The sequence below is a fragment of the Nonomuraea sp. ZG12 genome (genome assembly GCF_052068115.1).
In the GTDB taxonomy this organism is placed as follows: Bacteria; Actinomycetota; Actinomycetes; order Streptosporangiales; family Streptosporangiaceae; genus Nonomuraea.
Map to the genome: position 1 here is coordinate 1,432,723 of NZ_JBQHCW010000001.1, position 14,591 is coordinate 1,447,313.

19 protein-coding genes are annotated in these 14,591 nt (G+C 71.3%); 16 read left to right on the forward strand and 3 right to left on the reverse strand.

Translation table 11 applies throughout. The annotated features are described in order from the left end of the window. Positions 1–95: 95 nt before the first annotated feature. The 9 genes from ACTMTF_RS06765 (at position 96) to ACTMTF_RS06805 (ending at position 7,174) form a co-directional block, all read left to right on the forward strand. Positions 96–734, forward strand: coding sequence for an urease subunit gamma (locus ACTMTF_RS06765; protein ID WP_441109729.1), 639 nt, complete (start codon positions 96–98; stop codon positions 732–734). Next, positions 727–2,523, forward strand: coding sequence for an urease subunit alpha (locus ACTMTF_RS06770; protein ID WP_441109730.1), 1,797 nt, complete (start codon positions 727–729; stop codon positions 2,521–2,523). Before ACTMTF_RS06765 ends, ACTMTF_RS06770 begins: the two co-directional genes overlap by 8 nt. Continuing rightward, on the forward strand, positions 2,523–3,206 hold the full coding sequence (locus ACTMTF_RS06775; RefSeq protein ID WP_441109731.1) for an urease accessory protein UreF: 684 nt from the start codon (positions 2,523–2,525) through the stop codon (positions 3,204–3,206). The genes ACTMTF_RS06770 and ACTMTF_RS06775 overlap by 1 nt, the downstream gene beginning before the upstream one ends. A 26-nt stretch (positions 3,207–3,232) precedes the next feature. Continuing rightward, complete coding sequence (ureG, locus tag ACTMTF_RS06780; protein ID WP_441109732.1) at positions 3,233–3,913, forward strand: urease accessory protein UreG; 681 nt, start codon at positions 3,233–3,235, stop codon at positions 3,911–3,913. Then, positions 3,910–4,716: an urease accessory protein UreD gene (locus ACTMTF_RS06785; protein ID WP_441109733.1), complete on the forward strand. Its 807-nt coding sequence runs from the start codon at positions 3,910–3,912 to the stop codon at positions 4,714–4,716. The genes ureG and ACTMTF_RS06785 overlap by 4 nt, the downstream gene beginning before the upstream one ends. A 63-nt stretch (positions 4,717–4,779) precedes the next feature. After that, positions 4,780–5,145, forward strand: a complete 366-nt coding sequence (locus tag ACTMTF_RS06790; protein ID WP_441109734.1) for a TIGR04222 domain-containing membrane protein — start codon at positions 4,780–4,782, stop codon at positions 5,143–5,145. A 17-nt stretch (positions 5,146–5,162) separates the two neighbouring features. Further along, positions 5,163–5,306, forward strand: coding sequence for a hypothetical protein (locus tag ACTMTF_RS06795; protein ID WP_441109735.1), 144 nt, complete (start codon positions 5,163–5,165; stop codon positions 5,304–5,306). 45 nt (positions 5,307–5,351) lie between these two features. Next, on the forward strand, positions 5,352–6,311 hold the full coding sequence (locus tag ACTMTF_RS06800; protein ID WP_441109736.1) for a sigma-70 family RNA polymerase sigma factor: 960 nt from the start codon (positions 5,352–5,354) through the stop codon (positions 6,309–6,311). A 62-nt stretch (positions 6,312–6,373) separates the two neighbouring features. After that, on the forward strand, positions 6,374–7,174 hold the full coding sequence (locus ACTMTF_RS06805) for a nuclear transport factor 2 family protein (protein ID WP_441109737.1): 801 nt from the start codon (positions 6,374–6,376) through the stop codon (positions 7,172–7,174). A 259-nt stretch (positions 7,175–7,433) separates the two neighbouring features. Here the strand turns inward: ACTMTF_RS06805 and ACTMTF_RS06810 are convergent, their stop codons facing one another. After that, complete coding sequence (locus ACTMTF_RS06810) at positions 7,434–7,559, reverse strand: hypothetical protein (protein ID WP_441109738.1); 126 nt, start codon at positions 7,557–7,559, stop codon at positions 7,434–7,436. A 102-nt stretch (positions 7,560–7,661) separates the two neighbouring features. Between ACTMTF_RS06810 and ACTMTF_RS06815 the strand changes: the two genes are divergently transcribed. The 5 genes from ACTMTF_RS06815 to ACTMTF_RS06835 all read left to right on the forward strand — a co-directional run bounded on the left by ACTMTF_RS06815 (position 7,662) and on the right by ACTMTF_RS06835 (position 11,061). Continuing rightward, entirely contained in the window at positions 7,662–8,207 is a 546-nt protein-coding gene (locus tag ACTMTF_RS06815) for a dihydrofolate reductase family protein (RefSeq protein ID WP_441109739.1), read from the forward strand. 44 nt (positions 8,208–8,251) lie between these two features. Continuing rightward, positions 8,252–8,860 (forward strand): dihydrofolate reductase family protein, encoded by a 609-nt coding sequence (locus ACTMTF_RS06820; protein ID WP_396999172.1) that lies wholly within the window; start codon positions 8,252–8,254, stop codon positions 8,858–8,860. Between the two features lie 136 nt (positions 8,861–8,996). Next, positions 8,997–9,332, forward strand: a complete 336-nt coding sequence (locus ACTMTF_RS06825; protein WP_441109740.1) for a YciI family protein — start codon at positions 8,997–8,999, stop codon at positions 9,330–9,332. Further along, complete coding sequence (locus ACTMTF_RS06830) at positions 9,329–10,567, forward strand: RNA polymerase sigma factor (protein WP_441109741.1); 1,239 nt, start codon at positions 9,329–9,331, stop codon at positions 10,565–10,567. The genes ACTMTF_RS06825 and ACTMTF_RS06830 overlap by 4 nt, the downstream gene beginning before the upstream one ends. Next, on the forward strand, positions 10,564–11,061 hold the full coding sequence (locus ACTMTF_RS06835; RefSeq protein ID WP_441109742.1) for a DinB family protein: 498 nt from the start codon (positions 10,564–10,566) through the stop codon (positions 11,059–11,061). Before ACTMTF_RS06830 ends, ACTMTF_RS06835 begins: the two co-directional genes overlap by 4 nt. Positions 11,062–11,098: 37 nt before the next feature. Here the strand turns inward: ACTMTF_RS06835 and ACTMTF_RS06840 are convergent, their stop codons facing one another. Both ACTMTF_RS06840 and ACTMTF_RS06845 read right to left on the reverse strand, forming a co-directional pair. Continuing rightward, positions 11,099–11,215, reverse strand: coding sequence for an MFS transporter small subunit (locus ACTMTF_RS06840; RefSeq protein WP_441109743.1), 117 nt, complete (start codon positions 11,213–11,215; stop codon positions 11,099–11,101). Between the two features lie 27 nt (positions 11,216–11,242). Continuing rightward, positions 11,243–12,637: an OFA family MFS transporter gene (locus ACTMTF_RS06845; protein ID WP_441109744.1), complete on the reverse strand. Its 1,395-nt coding sequence runs from the start codon at positions 12,635–12,637 to the stop codon at positions 11,243–11,245. 165 nt (positions 12,638–12,802) lie between these two features. Between ACTMTF_RS06845 and ACTMTF_RS06850 the strand changes: the two genes are divergently transcribed. Further along, positions 12,803–13,927 carry a sensor histidine kinase gene (locus ACTMTF_RS06850; protein WP_441109745.1) on the forward strand — a complete coding sequence of 375 codons (1,125 nt, stop codon included), beginning with the start codon at positions 12,803–12,805 and terminating at the stop codon, positions 13,925–13,927. Further along, on the forward strand, positions 13,924–14,571 hold the full coding sequence (locus ACTMTF_RS06855) for a response regulator (protein ID WP_441109746.1): 648 nt from the start codon (positions 13,924–13,926) through the stop codon (positions 14,569–14,571). The genes ACTMTF_RS06850 and ACTMTF_RS06855 overlap by 4 nt, the downstream gene beginning before the upstream one ends. Positions 14,572–14,591 lie beyond the last annotated feature (20 nt).

Genomic DNA, 14,591 nt, shown 5'->3' on the forward strand with positions numbered 1-14,591 from the left:
CGGACACCTCACCGTCCCGCCACGTCACATTGAGTGGTCACAAGATTACGTTCGGTGAGCAAGTCAACGGGGCGATCGAAGGCGAGGTGGCGGACATGCACCTGACTCCGCACGAGCGGGAACGGCTGATGATCCATGTGGCCGCGGACGTGGCCGAGAAACGCCGGGCGCGGGGAGTGCGGCTCAACTACCCGGAGGCGGTCGCGCTGTTGACCGTGCACGTGCTCGAAGGGGCACGTGACGGTCACACCGTCGCCGAGCTCATGGCCTCCGGGCGGGGAGTGCTCACGCGCGACGAGGTCATGGAGGGCGTCCCGGAGATGATCCCCAACGTCCAGGTGGAGGCCACCTTCCCCGACGGCACCAAGCTGGTCACCGTGCACGACCCGTTCCCGGAGGCGGGGGAGGAGCCGCTGGTCAGCCCGGGGAAGGTCGAACATCCGGAGGAGGCGGGGCCCGTGCACTTCAACGTGGGCCGGGAGGTCACGACCGTGAGCGTCGTCAACGACGGCGACCGGCCCATCCAGGTCGGCTCCCACTACCACTTCTACGAGGCCAACCCCGGTCTCACCTTCACCCGGGCCGACGCGTACGGCAAGCGCCTGCACATCCCGGCCGGCAGCTCCATGCGCTTCGAACCCGGCTGTCCACGAGAGGCGGAGCTGGTGCCCATCGAGGGCAAGCGCGTCGTCGCGGGCCTGCGCGGCCTGGTCGGAGGTCACCTCGATGGCTGAGCCGCTGTCCCGCACCGACTACGCCGACCGGTTCGGCCCGACGACCGGTGACCGCATCCGCCTGGCGGACACCGACCTGCGGATCGAGATCACCGACGACTGGTCCGGCGGGCCCGGACGCAGCGGCAACGAGGTCGTCTTCGGCGGCGGCAAGGTGATCCGCGAATCGATGGGCCAGTCCTGCGCGCCCCGCGACTCCGCTGAGCCCGGCGCCCCCGAGCCTCCGGACACCGTCATCACCGGCGCCGTCATCCTCGATCACTGGGGTGTCGTCAAGGCCGACGTCGCCATCCGGGACGGCCGGATCGTCGCGCTCGGCAAGGCGTACAACGACGAGACCATGGACCCCGTCCATGACGGCCACGAGCAGGCCACCGACTTCCTCATCGGCCCCGAGACCGAGGTTATCGCGGGCAATGGCAAGATCCTCACCGCGGGGGGAGTCGACACCCACGTCCACTTCATCTGCCCCGAGCAGATCCACGAGGCGCTCGCCGCCGGCGTCACCACCCTCATCGGCGGCGGCACCGGCCCGGCGGAGGGCAGCACCGCCACCACCGTCACGCCCGGCTCCTGGCACATCGACCGGATGTTCGAGGCGCTGGACTCCTTCCCGGTCAACATCGGGCTGTTCGGCAAGGGCAGCACCATGTCCAGGGAGTCGCTGTTCAACCAGGTGGACGCGGGCGTCCTCGGCTTCAAGATCCATGAGGACTGGGGCGCGACTCCGGCCGTCCTGCGCAGGTGCCTGGAGGTGTGCCAGGAGACCGGCGTCCAGCTCGCCCTGCACGCCGACTCACTGAACGAGGCGGGCGTGGTGGCCGACACCATCGAGGCGATCGGCGACCACCCCATCCACGTGTTCCACGTCGAGGGCGCCGGTGGCGGCCACGCCCCCGACATGATCACCATCGTGAGCCGGCCGAACGTGCTGCCCGCCTCCACCAACCCGACCCGGCCCTTCACCTACAACACCGTCAAGGAGCACATCGATATGGTGATGGTCTGCCATCACCTGAATCCGCTGGTGGAGGAGGACCGTGCCTTCGCGGATTCGCGGATCCGGCCCTCCACGATGGCCGCCGAGGACATCCTGCATGACCTGGGCGCCATCTCGATCATGTCGTCGGACGCTCAGGCCATGGGCCGCATCGGCGAGATGATCATGAGGACCTGGCAGACCGCGCACGTCATGAAGGCCCGGCGTGGCTTCCTGGACGGCGACGACGGCGCCGACAACCATCGCGCCCGCCGCTACGTCGCCAAGTACACCATCAATCCGGCCATCGCCCAGGGCATCGACCACGAGGTCGGGTCGATCGAACCGGGCAAGCTCGCCGACCTGGTGCTGTGGGAGCCGAAGTTCTTCGGCGTCAAGACGCATCGCGTCATCAAGGGCGGCCAGATCGCCTACGCCCAGGTGGGCGACGCCAACGCCTCCATCCCGACGCCGCAGCCGGTCCTGCCCCGTGCCGTGTTCGGCGCGACCGGCCGGGCCTCTCGCGGCAACTCCGTCAACTTCGTGACCGAACGGGCCATCGACGGCGGCCTGCCCGAACGGCTCAAGCTGGACAAGCAGTTCAGACCCGTACGCAGCACGCGAGAGGTCCGCAAAGCGGATATGCGGGAGAACAACGCCACCCCCGACGTCCAGATCGACCCCGACACGTTCACGGTGCTGATCGGCGGGGCGACGGCCAAGGACGTGCGCACGGAGATCGACGATCAGCTCGTCGAGCGCGCCTACGCCACGGAGCTCCCCATGGCACAGCGCTACTTCCTCTTCTGATGAGTCAGCCGCACAGCGCCGCACTGCTCGTCCTGGCCGACGGCCGCTTCCCCGCCGGTGGGCACGCCCACTCCGGCGGGGCGGAGTGGGCTGTCACGGCGGGACGCGTTCACGACGTCGCCAGCCTGGAGGAGTTCTGCCGCGGCCGTTTGCACACCAGCGGGCTGGTCGCGGCGGGTCTGACCGCCGCGGCCGCCGCCGGCCACGACCCGCTCCTGCTGGACGAGGCCGCCGACGCCCGCACCCCCGCCCCCGCCCTGCGGCACACCGCGCGCAGACTGGGCCGCCAGCTGATGCGGGCCGCCCGCGCCACCTGGCCCTCGGCCGAGCTCGACGCACTCGCCGTCGCCCGGCCACGCGGCGCTCACCAGCCCGTCGTCCTCGGCCTCACCGCCCGATCGGCGGGTCTGACCCCGCTGCAGGCCGCGTACGTGGCGGCGTACGAGTCCGTCAGCGGCCCGGCCACCGCCACCGTCCGCCTGCTGAGCCTGAACCCGTTCGACGCCACCGGTGTCCTCGCCCGCCTCACCGCCGACCTCGACGCCATCGCGGCGCACGGTGCCGAACGCGCGTCACAGGTCGCCGCCGAGGGCGTCGACGTGCTGCCCGCGGCCTCGGCGCCGCTGCTCGACCTCGCCGCCGAGCGGCACGCCGACCGCCCGGTACGTCTCTTCGCCTCCTGACCGCCGACCACACCATCGGAGCAGCCATGCACCTGCACCACGCGGACGCCCTCCCCGTCTCCGCCGAGTCCGAACGCCCCGACGGCCGCCGCCGAGCCCTGCGCATCGGCCTCGGCGGGCCGGTCGGCTCCGGCAAGACGGCCACGGTCGCCGCCCTGTGCCGTACGTTGCGCGACCGGCTGTCCATCGCCGTCGTCACCAACGACATCTACACCTGTGAGGACGCCGAGTTCCTGCTCCGCGAGGCCGTCCTGCCCGCCGAACGCATCCAGGCGGTCGAGACGGGGGCGTGCCCGCACACCGCCATCCGCGACGACATCTCGGCCAACCTCGAAGCCGTCGAGGACCTGGAGGATCAGGTCGGCCCGCTCGACCTGATCCTGGTCGAGTCGGGCGGCGACAACCTGACCGCGACGTTCTCCAAGGGGCTCGTCGACGTGCAGATCTTCGTCATCGACGTCGCGGGAGGGGACGACATCCCGCGCAAGGGCGGTCCCGGCATCACCACCGCCGACCTGCTCGTCATCAACAAGACCGACCTCGCCCCGTACGTGGGCGTCGATCTGGCGGGGATGGCCCGCGACGCCAAGGCCCAGCGGGGCGACCTCCCGGTGGCCTTCACCACGCTGAAGTCCGAGGGCGGCGTCCAGCCGGTGGCGGACTGGGTCGGCGAACGCCTCGCCGACTGGACCGCGGGCGCCGCATGACCGTCGCCCCCACCCGGCCGGCTCGAGAAGCCGAGCGCCTTGGCGTACGGGCCACCGCGCGGATCACGGCGACGGCGGTGGGCGGGGCCACGGCGCTTCCCGTTCTGTGCGGGGACGGGCCGTTCGAGCTGCGCCGCGGCCGGTCGTACGGGAAACAGGCGAGGGTGTGCGTCCTGGGCGCGATGAGCGCCCCACTCGGCGGTGACCGGCTGCGCATCGAAGCCACCGCCGAGCAGGGCGCCGACCTGCGGGTCACGTCGGCCGCCGCGACCGTCGCGCTGCGCGGGCCCACCCCCGAGCACGCCGCCTACGACGTGCGGCTGACCGTGGCGGAGGGGGCGCGGCTGCACTGGCTGCCCAAGCCGCTGATCTCCGCCGCGCGCAGCAACCTCCGGCAGAGCTGCGTCATCGACCTGGCCGCCACCGCCCGGCTCGTGCTGCGCGAGGAGCAGGTCCTGGGGCGGGCCAACGAGCCGCCGGGGCGGCTGACCGGCCGCCTCACCGTCCGGCACGACGGTCGCCTGCTGCTCGACCAGCAGACTGAGTACGGTCCCGGGGCGCCGTCGTGGGACGGTCCCGCCGTCCTCGGCGGTCATCGGGCCGTCGGTCAGCTGCTCGTCGTCGACCCGGCCTTCGCGGAGGAGCGGCCCGGCGTCCGGCTGTTCGGCGGCGGCCTCGGAGCGGGGGAGGCCGTGCTGACCCCGCTCACCGGCCCGGCCATCCTGGTGACGGCCGTCGCCCCGGACCCGCTGGCGCTGTGCCGCCTCCTCGACGCCGCTTCTTCCCGGGTGGCCGGTCTCTGAAAATCTTCCTGTACGTCCTCAGGCGCATGGGTGAGGATGGAGTCCCGAGGGTGGACGGTGGTCATGCTCCTGATCGTTGTCGTGTCAGGCCTGGTGGCCGTCGTCGTCCTGGTCCTGGTGGAATGCCTGTCGCGGTGGCGGAGCGGGCGTGGCCGCGTCGGTGAGATCACCGACGCCTACGAGCTGGCCGTGCTGGCCGGCGGCGGCCGGTCGCCGGCCGACACCGTGATCACCGCGCTCGTCAGGCGGAACGTCGTCCGTGAGTCCCCGGAGGGCCTGTGCTCGCCTGTCGCGGGCATGTCGGCGGAGCATCCGGCCGAGCGGCTGGTGCTCGCCATCCTGTCGAAGCGGATGGGCCACGCCCGCCAAGCCGAGATCGAACGGGCGCCGGGCTGGAGACCGTTGAAGAAGCGGATCCGTGCCCGCTGACGGTGGCCTTCGCGCTGGTGCTGAGATGGGTAACGTTGGTGCGGACGCCGGCGGGCGAGGCGGCTTACGAGGACGTGCTCGCCGCGCATCCCGGCTATGACGACAGCCTGGAGGCGTACGTGCTCCACGGCGAGCGCCCGCGCGATCACGAACATCGCTGATCTCCAGGGCCGCCTCCGTACCGGTCGTGGATAAAGGTGGTGGCGATGGGTGAGTTGACGGCGGCGCGGGCGGGTGATCGCCATGCTTTCGACCGGCTGGTGGGGCCGTTCCGGGATGAGTTGTGCGCCCACTGCTACCGGATGCTGGGGTCGGCGCATGACGCGGAGGACGTCGTCCAGGAGACGCTGGATCGCGCGTGGCGTGGTCTGGGGCGGTTCGAGGATCGGGGGTCGATCCGGCCGTGGCTGTACAAGATCGCTACGAACAGGGCGCTGACGCTCATCGAACGCCGGGGCCGCCGTGAGCTGCCCGCCGATCTGCGAACGGCCGGCGAGGTCGCGTGGCTGGAGCCGTACCCGGATCGGTTGATGGGGTGGACGGCGGAGCTGAGCCCTGAGGCGCGGGTGGTGGCGCGGGAGAGCGTGGAGCTGGCGTTCGTGGCGGCGCTGCAGCATCTGACGGCGGTGCAGCGGTCGGTGCTGCTGCTGCGCGAGGTGCTGGGGTTCGCGGCCGGCGAGGTCGCCGGACTGCTGGACACGTCGGTGGCGGCGGTCAACAGCGCTCTGCAGCGGGCCCGGAAGGTGCTGGCGGAGGTGCTGCCCGAGCGGACGCAGCAGCGGACGCTGGGTGAGCTGGGCGAGGAGGGGCGGCGTGAGCTCGCTCAGCGGTATGCGCGCGCGTGGGAGGCGGGTGACGTCGAGACGATCGTGGCCATGCTGACGGAGGACGCGAAGTACTCGATGCCGCCGCTGACGGCGTGGTACGCGGGGCGGGCCGACATTCGCGGGTTCCTGGTCGACGGGCCGTTGCGGAGTCGCTGGCGGTTCGTGCCGGTGGGGGCGAACGGTCAGCTCGCGTTCGGCACGTACATGTGGGACGAGGAGCGAGGTGTGCACGTTCCGGCCGGTCTGGACGTGCTCGTGGTGCGGGGCAGGCGGGTCGCGGAGGTGGTCTCGTTCCTGGACGCGGACTTCGCGGCGTTCGGGTTGCCGGATTCGCGATGAGTTTCCGGTTCGGCGGGGGTTGTAGGGGTGACGGTGACATCGAACCGGAGGGACCTCATCTCATGGCAACCGACGACATGCGGATTCGTACGCTGATCGAGCGCTGGGCGGAGGCGGTGCATCGGGGCGACCTGGAGGGGGTCGTCGCGGATCACGCCGAGGACATCGTGATGTTCGACGTGCCGCCTCCTCAGGAGGGGGTGCGGGGCATCGAGGCGTACCGGGAGACGTGGCCGCCGTTCTTCCGGTGGCAGGCTCAGGGGGCCTGCTTCGAGATCGTGTCCCTGGAGGTCACGGCCGGCGCTGACGTGGCCTTCGCGCAGGCGCTGCTGCGGTGCGGCATGCCGGGAGAGGATCCGGGCAACCGGCTGCGGCTGACGCTGGGGCTGCGGAAGGAGGGCGGCCGGTGGGTGGTGGCGCATGAGCACCACTCGTTCCCGATCATGGATCGGGGCGCGGCCGAGCGGGAGGTGCGCCAGGTGCATCAGCGGTGGTTCGACGCCACCGCGGCCAAGGATCTGGACGGCGTGATGGCGGCCGTCGCCGACGACGTGGTGTCGTACGAGCATGAGGCTCCGCTGCAGTATGCGGGGGCGGCGGCGGTGCGGGAGGTGTGCGCGCGCGGCCTGGGCGTCGGCGGTGACGTCAGCCTGGAGATCCCGGATCTACGGGTCCTGGTGGGGGATGACCTCGCGGTGGCGTGGGGGCTCAACCGGGTCCGGGTCGCCGGGGAGGCCGAGCACTGGTCGCGGGGCACGCGGGTGTTCGAGCGCAGGAGTGGCGCGTGGGTGATGGTCCACCAGCACCTTTCGATTCCGTACGACCTGGAGACGGGCGAGGCGAGGGCCGATCTGTCTCCGTGATGTTCACGGCTGGAGAATGGACAGGTTGACGACGGCCCGGCACCCACGAGAGCAGGTAGAGCAGGGTCCGTGGCGATCGCCTGCGCGGACGACTGGCTCTCAGGGAGTCCTCGACGCTGCGCCGGATGCCGTCGCGGGAGAAGTCCCACACCCGCCGGTGCGTGGCGGGCACCATGAAGGCCTCGTCCATCCGCCCCTCGGGGTCCTGCGGGATGAGGACCTTGCCGACCTTGGTGGAGAGGGTGAACTCCGATCGTCGTCAGTCGCGCAGGCTTGCGCCGATGCGGCGCTCGGAGTGGCCGATGCCGTAGCCGCCCATGGGCCCGCCGCCGAAGCCGAGCCGCGTCACTTCCACTGAGCTGCGCCCGAGTCGATTCGTCTCCATTCGCCACATCTTGCCGGTAAGGGGGCCTGAAGCGAATCGTAAGAAGCTCCGGGCACAGTAGTGGTCATCGAAAGAAACACGCACAGCCCGGAGGAACCCACGATGCGTAAGCTCATCAGCTCGACCTACATCAGCCTCGACGGCGTCATCGAAGACCCCATGTGGACCATGCCGTACTTCGACGAGGAGGCCGCCGCCTTCGCCGGTGAGCAGACGGCCGCCGCCGACGCCCTGCTGATGGGCCGGCGCACCTACGAGGGCTTCGCCGCCGCCTGGCCGACCCGCGACGAGAGCGACCCGAGCACCGGCGCGGCCTACTTCAACAACGTCAAGAAGTACGTCGCCTCGAGCACCCTCACGGACCCGGAGTGGAACAACAGCGAGGTGCTGGAGGGCGACCTCGTCGAGGCGGTCACCGCTCTCAAGGCCGGGCCGGGCGCGGACATCCTGATGTACGGCTACGGCGTGGTCACGCACGCCCTGGTCAAGGCGGGGCTGGTGGACGAGGTCCGGTTCTGGATCCACCCGGTGTTCGTGGGCGGTCCGTCGGTGTCCGCGCCGCTGAGCGACGTCCAGACGACGCTGGCCCTGGCCGGCACCCAGGTCATGAAGAGCGGCGTGATCATCGCCACCTACACGAAACCGTAGCCCGCTCATGGGGTAGAAGTCCCGCACCACGACAGGAGTGACAGATGGCGAGCAAACTGGTCGTTTCCACGTTCGTGTCGTTGGACGGCGTCATGCAGGCCCCCGGCGGGCCCGGCGAGGACGACTCCAACGGCTTCCCGCACGGCGGATGGCTGGCCCCGCACGTGGACGAGGGGTTCGGCCGCATCATGGGCGAGCAGCTCGACCGCGCGGACGGCATGCTGCTGGGGCGCAGATCCTACGAGATCCTCGCCTCGCACTGGCCCGGCGTGCCGGACGAGGAGGGCGGCGCGAAGATCAACAGCATGCCGAAGTACGTCACCACCAGGACGCCGATGGACGCCGCCTGGCGCAACACCCGGGTCCTGGTGGGCGAGGCCGCTCAGACGGTCGCCGAGCTCAAGCGGAGCACCGACGGCGAGATCCTGGTCCAGGGCAGCAGCGATCTCCTGCGCACCCTGCAGGAGGCCGAGCTGGTCGACGAGTACCGGCTGCTGGTCTTCCCCGTCGTCCTCGGCGAGGGGAAGCGGCTGTTCGCCGAGGGGGCCGCACCCGCCGGGCTGAAGCTCACCGGGGTGACGCCCACCGACGCCGGCGTCGTGTACGTCACCTACGACTGGACGGGAAAGCCCGCTTACGGCTCTGTCGCTTAGCGCGCGCACGACGGGCCGGGCGAACTCGGGAAAGACGGTGACACCATCGTCCGCACGAAATCATCGGTGGGGCGTGTCCGGAAGCCGCCTGCCCATTCGTCACCATGGTGTACGCCGTCAATCCGAGGAGCGCGTCATGAAGTACATGATGTTCGTCTGCAGCGACACCGAGCCTGACACGGACAAGGAAAACGAGCCGGACATCGAGGCCTGGGTGGCCGAGAACGACGCACGCGGGCGGCGTCTGCGGGGCGCGGTCCTGGCGCCGGAGTCCGCGGCGACCACCGTCCGCGTCCGCGAAGGCGAGCTCATCCTCTCCGACGGCCCGTTCGCCGAGACCAAGGAGGTGATCGTGGGCTTCGACCTGCTCGACTGCGACGATCTGGACGAGGCGATCGAGGTCGCTCGCGCTCATCCGATGGCCAGGGCGGGACGGTTGGAGCTGCGTCCGTTCGCCGACTTCGAACAGTGACAGCGTCTCTGGAGGCGGCGTCTCTGGAAACGGTGGCCGCCGACGCCTGCCCGCGCATCGTCGCCACGCTCATCCGCGTCACCGGCGACTGGACGCTGGCCGAGGACTGCGCTCAGGAGGCGCTGGCGCTGGCCGTGCGGCGGTGGCCGCAGGAGGGGATGCCGGCCAACCCCGGCGGCTGGCTCATGACGGTGGCGCGCAACCGCGCGATCGACACGCTGCGCCGCGCCTCGGTGGAACGCCGCAAGCTGGAGGAACTGGCCAGGCTCGCGCCGGCCGGACACGACGGCCCCGAAGCCGTCGGCGAGGAGGAGGTCGTGGACGATCGGCTGCGGCTCATCTTCACGTGCTGCCACCCGGCGCTGCCGCTGGAAGCGCGCGTGGCGTTGACGCTGCGGACGATCTGCGCGGTGCCGGCCGCGCGGATCGCCCGCGCTTTCCTGGTCACCGAGCCGACCATGACCCGGCGCCTGACCAGGGCCAAGAGGAAGATCGCCGATGCGGGGATCCCGTACCGGGTCCCGACCGGCCCGGCCCTGGCCGAGCGGTTGCCCGGCGTGCTGGCGGTGCTCTACCTGCTGTTCACCCAGGGCTACGACGCCGACGGTGAGCCCGCGTTCGCGCAGGAGGCGATCCGGCTGGCGAGGCTGCTGCGCCGGCTCATGCCGGGGCAGAGTGAGGTGTCGGCGCTGCTGGCGCTCTTCCTCCTGCAGCACTCCCGGCGCGATGCCCGCCAGGACGCCGAGGGCAATCTGCTGCCGCTCGACAGGCAGGATCGTTCCCGGTGGGACCGGGTCGCGATCACCGAGGGCCTGGACATACTGGCCGGGGTCGAGCAGGACGGCCCGTACGGGCTGCAGGCGCGCGTCGCCGCCTGCCACGTCACCGCGCCGTCGGTCTCCGGCGCGGATTGGCCGACGATCGCCCGGTGCTACGACGACCTGGCCCGGATGCACTCCACGCCCGTGGTCGAGCTGAACCGGGCCGTCGCGCACGGCTACGCGCACGGGCCACCTGCCGGGCTCGCGCTGCTGGCCGGGTTGCGTTCGGGCGGCGCGCTGGACGGTCACCCGCTGGCCATCGCCGCAGAAGCCGACCTCACCGCCCGGGGTGGCGACCGCGACCGCGCCGCGGTGCTGTTCCGGCAGGCGGCCGCCGTCGCGCACAGCGAGCCCGAACGCCGTGCGCTGCTCGACCGGGCCGACGAGAACGCCCGGCGGGAGCCGCTCCGATGATGAGCCCGGAAACCGAGACTCTGCTCACCTACCTGAACCATCAGCGACGGCATGTCCACGACATCCTGGCCGGCCTGAGCGAGGCGGATCTGCGGCGGCCGGTCCTGCCGTCGGGCTGGAGCTGCCTGGGCCTGGTACGGCATCTCGCCCTGGACGTCGAGCGGTTCTGGTTCCGCGCCGTCGTCTCCGGTGATCGGGCCGTCATCGACGGGCTCGGCCAGTCCGGCGACGCCTGGCAGGTCGGCCGCGACGTGCCGGTCGAAGCGGTCCTCACCTGCTACCAGCGGGAGATCGACGCCGCGAACGCTGTCATCGCCACCACCTCGATGCAGGCCGCGCCGGTGTGGTGGCCGGAGTGGTTCGCCGACTGGCAGGCGCGCACGCTACGGGAGGTCGTCCTGCACGTCATCACCGAGACCGCCTGCCATGCCGGTCATCTCGACGCCGCACGAGAGCTCATCGACGGCAAGAGATGGCTCGTCCTGACCAGGTGAGATCGTCCAGGGGACGGTGCCCGGCCCCGCGTGGGCGTTACCCGGCGAAGAGCTGGGTGAGCTTCAGGACCAACTCGTACACACCGAAGGCGAAGGGCACTCCGACCCAGGCCCAGGCCAGGACCATCAGCAGGGTGCGGCTGTCGTTGCTCATACGGGAGTCCTCATCGGCTCGTCACGGTCAGCGGGTGGCCGGGGTTTCCGGGGTTTCCGGCACGCGTTCGTGGAACTTCTCGGCGACCGGGCGGATCAGCTCGTTGGCCGCGAAGCCGATCACGAGCAGCGCGATCATGATGTACAGGGAGGTCGTGTACAGCGCGGGTCCCGACCGGCCCGCGGCTGCCTGCGCGTCGGCGATCGCGTTGATGATCAGTGGGCCGAGCACGCCCGCGACCGACCAGGCGGTGAGCAGCCGGCCGTGGATGGCTCCCACCTGGTAGGTGCCGAAGAGGTCCTTGAGGTAGGCGGGCACGGTGGCGAACCCGCCGCCGTAGAAGGACAGGATGCCGATCGTGCACATGATGAACAGCGGCTTGGAGCTGTCGCCGGCCAGCGCGATCGTCAGGTAGAGCAGCCCGCCCACGCCGAGGTAGACGCGGTAGATGTTCTTGCGGCCGATCAGGTCGGAGGTGGAGGACCACACGAACCGGCCGGCCATGTTGGCCAGGGAGAGCAGCGCGACGAAGCCGGCCGCCGCGCCGACCGCGACGGGGGTGTCGGTGTCGGAGAAGAAGTCCCTGATCATGGGGGCGGCCTTCTCCAGGATGCCGATGCCCGCGGTCACGTTGAGGCACAGCACGATCCACAGGCACCAGAACTGCGGGGTACGGATCGCGTTGCGCGCGGAGACGTCCGCGGTGGTGACCAGCGGCTTGGCGGCGGCCAGGGAGGGCGTCCAGCCCCGGGGCAGCCAGCCCTCGGGCGGCACGCGGACCAGCATCACCCCCACTGACATGAACACCGCGTAGACCACGCCGTGGACCAGGAAGGTCTGCGCGATGCCGGTCGTGTCCGTGCCGAACGCGCCGAGCATGCCCGCCGACCAGGGCGAGGCGATCAGCGCCCCGCCGCCGAAGCCCATGATGGCGATGCCGGTGGCCATGCCGGGCCGGTCGGGGAACCACTTGATCAGGGTGGAGACCGGCGAGATGTAGCCGATGCCGAGCCCGATGCCGCCGATGAAGCCGTATCCCAGCACCACCAGCCAGAACTGCCCGATCGCCACACCGAACGCGGAGATCAGGAAGCCGCTGGAGAAGCAGGTCATCGAGACGAACATGGCCCACCGTGGCCCGTTGCGCTCGACCAGCGTGCCGCCGAACGCGGCCGACAGGCCGAGCATCACGATGCCGAGCTGGAAGGGCAGCGCGCTCATCGTGCCGGACAGGCCGAGGGAGGACTCCAACGGCGGCTTGAACACGCTCCACGCGTACGCCTGGCCGATCGCCAGGTGGACGGACAGGGCCGCCGGCGGGATCAGCCAGCGGCTCCAGCCGGGCGGTGCCACGGTTCGGGAGCGGTCGAGGAAGGCAGGGGTCAGCGGGGACCGAGCCGGGGGGATCATGTCGCCAGACATGCCGTATACGGTATGTGGTTCGGGGGTCTCCGGTCGAGACCGAAACTACGTTGATTAATTGAATTTTTTGCTACTTCCCCGGACAAGGCAGCGACGGCCGTGCAGAACGAGACCGTACTTTCGGCCGAATCAACCGGCGGCACCCCTGCCCTAGCCTGGACGACCGTGGGCTTCCCCGATCGGCGCAAGGCGGCGGCCGACGCCGGGCTCGGCGTCGTCATCGCGACAGCCGTCGCATTCCAGGCTTATTGGGTCGCCGATTCCTGGGGCGACGGCTACTGGCTGTTCGGCGCGGCCGTCGGCGCGTCGGTGGGCGTGCTCGCCGTGGTGCGCCGCCGCTCTCGCCTGTGGACGGCCGTCGCCGGCCTTACCGTGGCGGCGCTCGCCGTCCTCGTCACCCGTTTCGTCCACCTGCCCGCCGAGCCCAGCCCCGCCGCCTCCCTCGGCCTGGCGGTGCTCGCCGGCTCCGCGGTCAGGATCCTGCCCGCCCGCACGGCCTGCGCCGTCGCCGCCGGGGGACCGGCCGTGATGGCGGCCGGTCACCTCGCCAATCCCCGCTCGGCCGTGCCGGTGCAGGGCGCCCTGATCTGGCTCGCCGCCCTGGCGGCCGGGCTCGCCCTCCGGCTCCTCGCCGCCCGCCGCCACGCCGCCGCCGAGCGCGTACGGCACGCCGAACGCCTGGAGCTGGCCAGGGAGCTGCACGACGTCGTGGCCCACCACATCACCAGCATCGTGCTCCAGGCCCAGGCCGCCCAGCTCGTCACCGCCAAGCATCCCGACAGGACGGCCGGTTCGCTCGCCGGCATCGAGACCGCGGGCTCCGAGGCGCTGGCCGCGACCCGCCGCGTGGTCGGCCTCCTGCGCGACACCGCCTCCGACGTTGCGGGCCACGAACGGCTCGCCGAGCTGATCGAGAACTTCGAAGGCCATGGCCGGCGGGCGCGCCTGCGGCTGGCCGCCGAGCCGGACGGCTGGCCGCCCGAGGTGAGCAGCACCGTGTACCGCGTCGTACGCGAGTCGCTGACCAACGTCTCCCGGCACGCCCGGCACGTCCGCACGGTCGCCATCGACATCACCCAGGACGAGGAGGCGGTCACGGTCGTGGTCGAGGACGACGCCCCGCAGGCGCCCGCCAGGCGCTACCGTCACGCCGGATACGGTCTCATCGGCATGCGCGAACGCCTCGAAGCCCTCGGCGGCACCCTGACGGCCGGCCCCCGCCCCGGCTCCGGCTGGACCGTCCGCGCCACCGTCCCGGCGCCGCCGTCGCTGTCCGGGAAGCGCCGATGACCATCCGGGTGCTGCTGGCCGACGACCAGGAGATGATCCGGGCCAGCCTGCGGATCATCCTTGAGGACCAGCCCGACATCACCGTGGTCGCCGAGGCCGGCGACGGCGTCGAGGCGATCGAGCAGGCCCGCAGGACGCGCCCGGACGTGTGCCTGGTGGACGTCCAGATGCCCCGCCTCGACGGCATCGAGGTCGCCCGCGCGCTGGCCGACGCGCCGCCACGCGTGGTCATGGTCACCACCTTCGACCTGGACGAGTACGTCTACGGCGCGTTGCGCTGCGGCGCGGCCGGGTTCGTGCTCAAGGACGCGGGCCCTGTCCTGCTCGTCGAGGCCGTGCGGGCCGCGTACGCGGGTGACGCGCTCATCTCGCCGTCGATCACCCTGCGGTTGCTGCGCCGCCTCGCCGACGGCGGAACCCGCGCCGAGGCCCGCCCGCTCGCGCGGCCCCTGACCACGCGGGAGCTCGACATCGTCCAGGCGGTCGCCCGAGGACGCACCAACCAGGAGATCGCCGACGAGCTGTTCATCTCGCTCAGTACGGTCAAGGGCCACGTCGCGGGCGTCCAGGCCAAGCTCGGCGCCCGCAACCGGGTCGAGATCGCGGCCTGGGCCTGGGAGAGCCGCATGATGGCCACGGGCTGACCACGGGCCGGCCACCGCTC

Excerpts from the sequence above, each read along its gene's own strand:
- ACTMTF_RS06775 (WP_441109731.1), top strand. The coding sequence starts at position 2,523 with ATGAGTCAGCCGCACAGCGCCGCACTGCTCGTCCTGGCCGACGGCCGC.
- ACTMTF_RS06820 (WP_396999172.1), top strand. The coding sequence starts at position 8,252 with ATGGCGAGCAAACTGGTCGTTTCCACGTTCGTGTCGTTGGACGGCGTC.
- ACTMTF_RS06810 (WP_441109738.1), bottom strand. The coding sequence starts at position 7,559 with ATGGAGACGAATCGACTCGGGCGCAGCTCAGTGGAAGTGACGCGGCTC.
- ACTMTF_RS06815 (WP_441109739.1), top strand. The coding sequence starts at position 7,662 with ATGCGTAAGCTCATCAGCTCGACCTACATCAGCCTCGACGGCGTCATC.
- ACTMTF_RS06835 (WP_441109742.1), top strand. The coding sequence starts at position 10,564 with ATGATGAGCCCGGAAACCGAGACTCTGCTCACCTACCTGAACCATCAG.
- ACTMTF_RS06845 (WP_441109744.1), bottom strand. The coding sequence starts at position 12,637 with ATGTCTGGCGACATGATCCCCCCGGCTCGGTCCCCGCTGACCCCTGCC.
- ureG (WP_441109732.1), top strand. The coding sequence starts at position 3,233 with ATGCACCTGCACCACGCGGACGCCCTCCCCGTCTCCGCCGAGTCCGAA.
- ACTMTF_RS06770 (WP_441109730.1), top strand. The coding sequence starts at position 727 with ATGGCTGAGCCGCTGTCCCGCACCGACTACGCCGACCGGTTCGGCCCG.
- ACTMTF_RS06765 (WP_441109729.1), top strand. The coding sequence starts at position 96 with ATGCACCTGACTCCGCACGAGCGGGAACGGCTGATGATCCATGTGGCC.
- ACTMTF_RS06800 (WP_441109736.1), top strand. The coding sequence starts at position 5,352 with ATGGGTGAGTTGACGGCGGCGCGGGCGGGTGATCGCCATGCTTTCGAC.
- ACTMTF_RS06855 (WP_441109746.1), top strand. The coding sequence starts at position 13,924 with ATGACCATCCGGGTGCTGCTGGCCGACGACCAGGAGATGATCCGGGCC.
- ACTMTF_RS06805 (WP_441109737.1), top strand. The coding sequence starts at position 6,374 with ATGGCAACCGACGACATGCGGATTCGTACGCTGATCGAGCGCTGGGCG.
- ACTMTF_RS06790 (WP_441109734.1), top strand. The coding sequence starts at position 4,780 with ATGCTCCTGATCGTTGTCGTGTCAGGCCTGGTGGCCGTCGTCGTCCTG.
- ACTMTF_RS06785 (WP_441109733.1), top strand. The coding sequence starts at position 3,910 with ATGACCGTCGCCCCCACCCGGCCGGCTCGAGAAGCCGAGCGCCTTGGC.
- ACTMTF_RS06825 (WP_441109740.1), top strand. The coding sequence starts at position 8,997 with ATGAAGTACATGATGTTCGTCTGCAGCGACACCGAGCCTGACACGGAC.
- ACTMTF_RS06840 (WP_441109743.1), bottom strand. The coding sequence starts at position 11,215 with ATGAGCAACGACAGCCGCACCCTGCTGATGGTCCTGGCCTGGGCCTGG.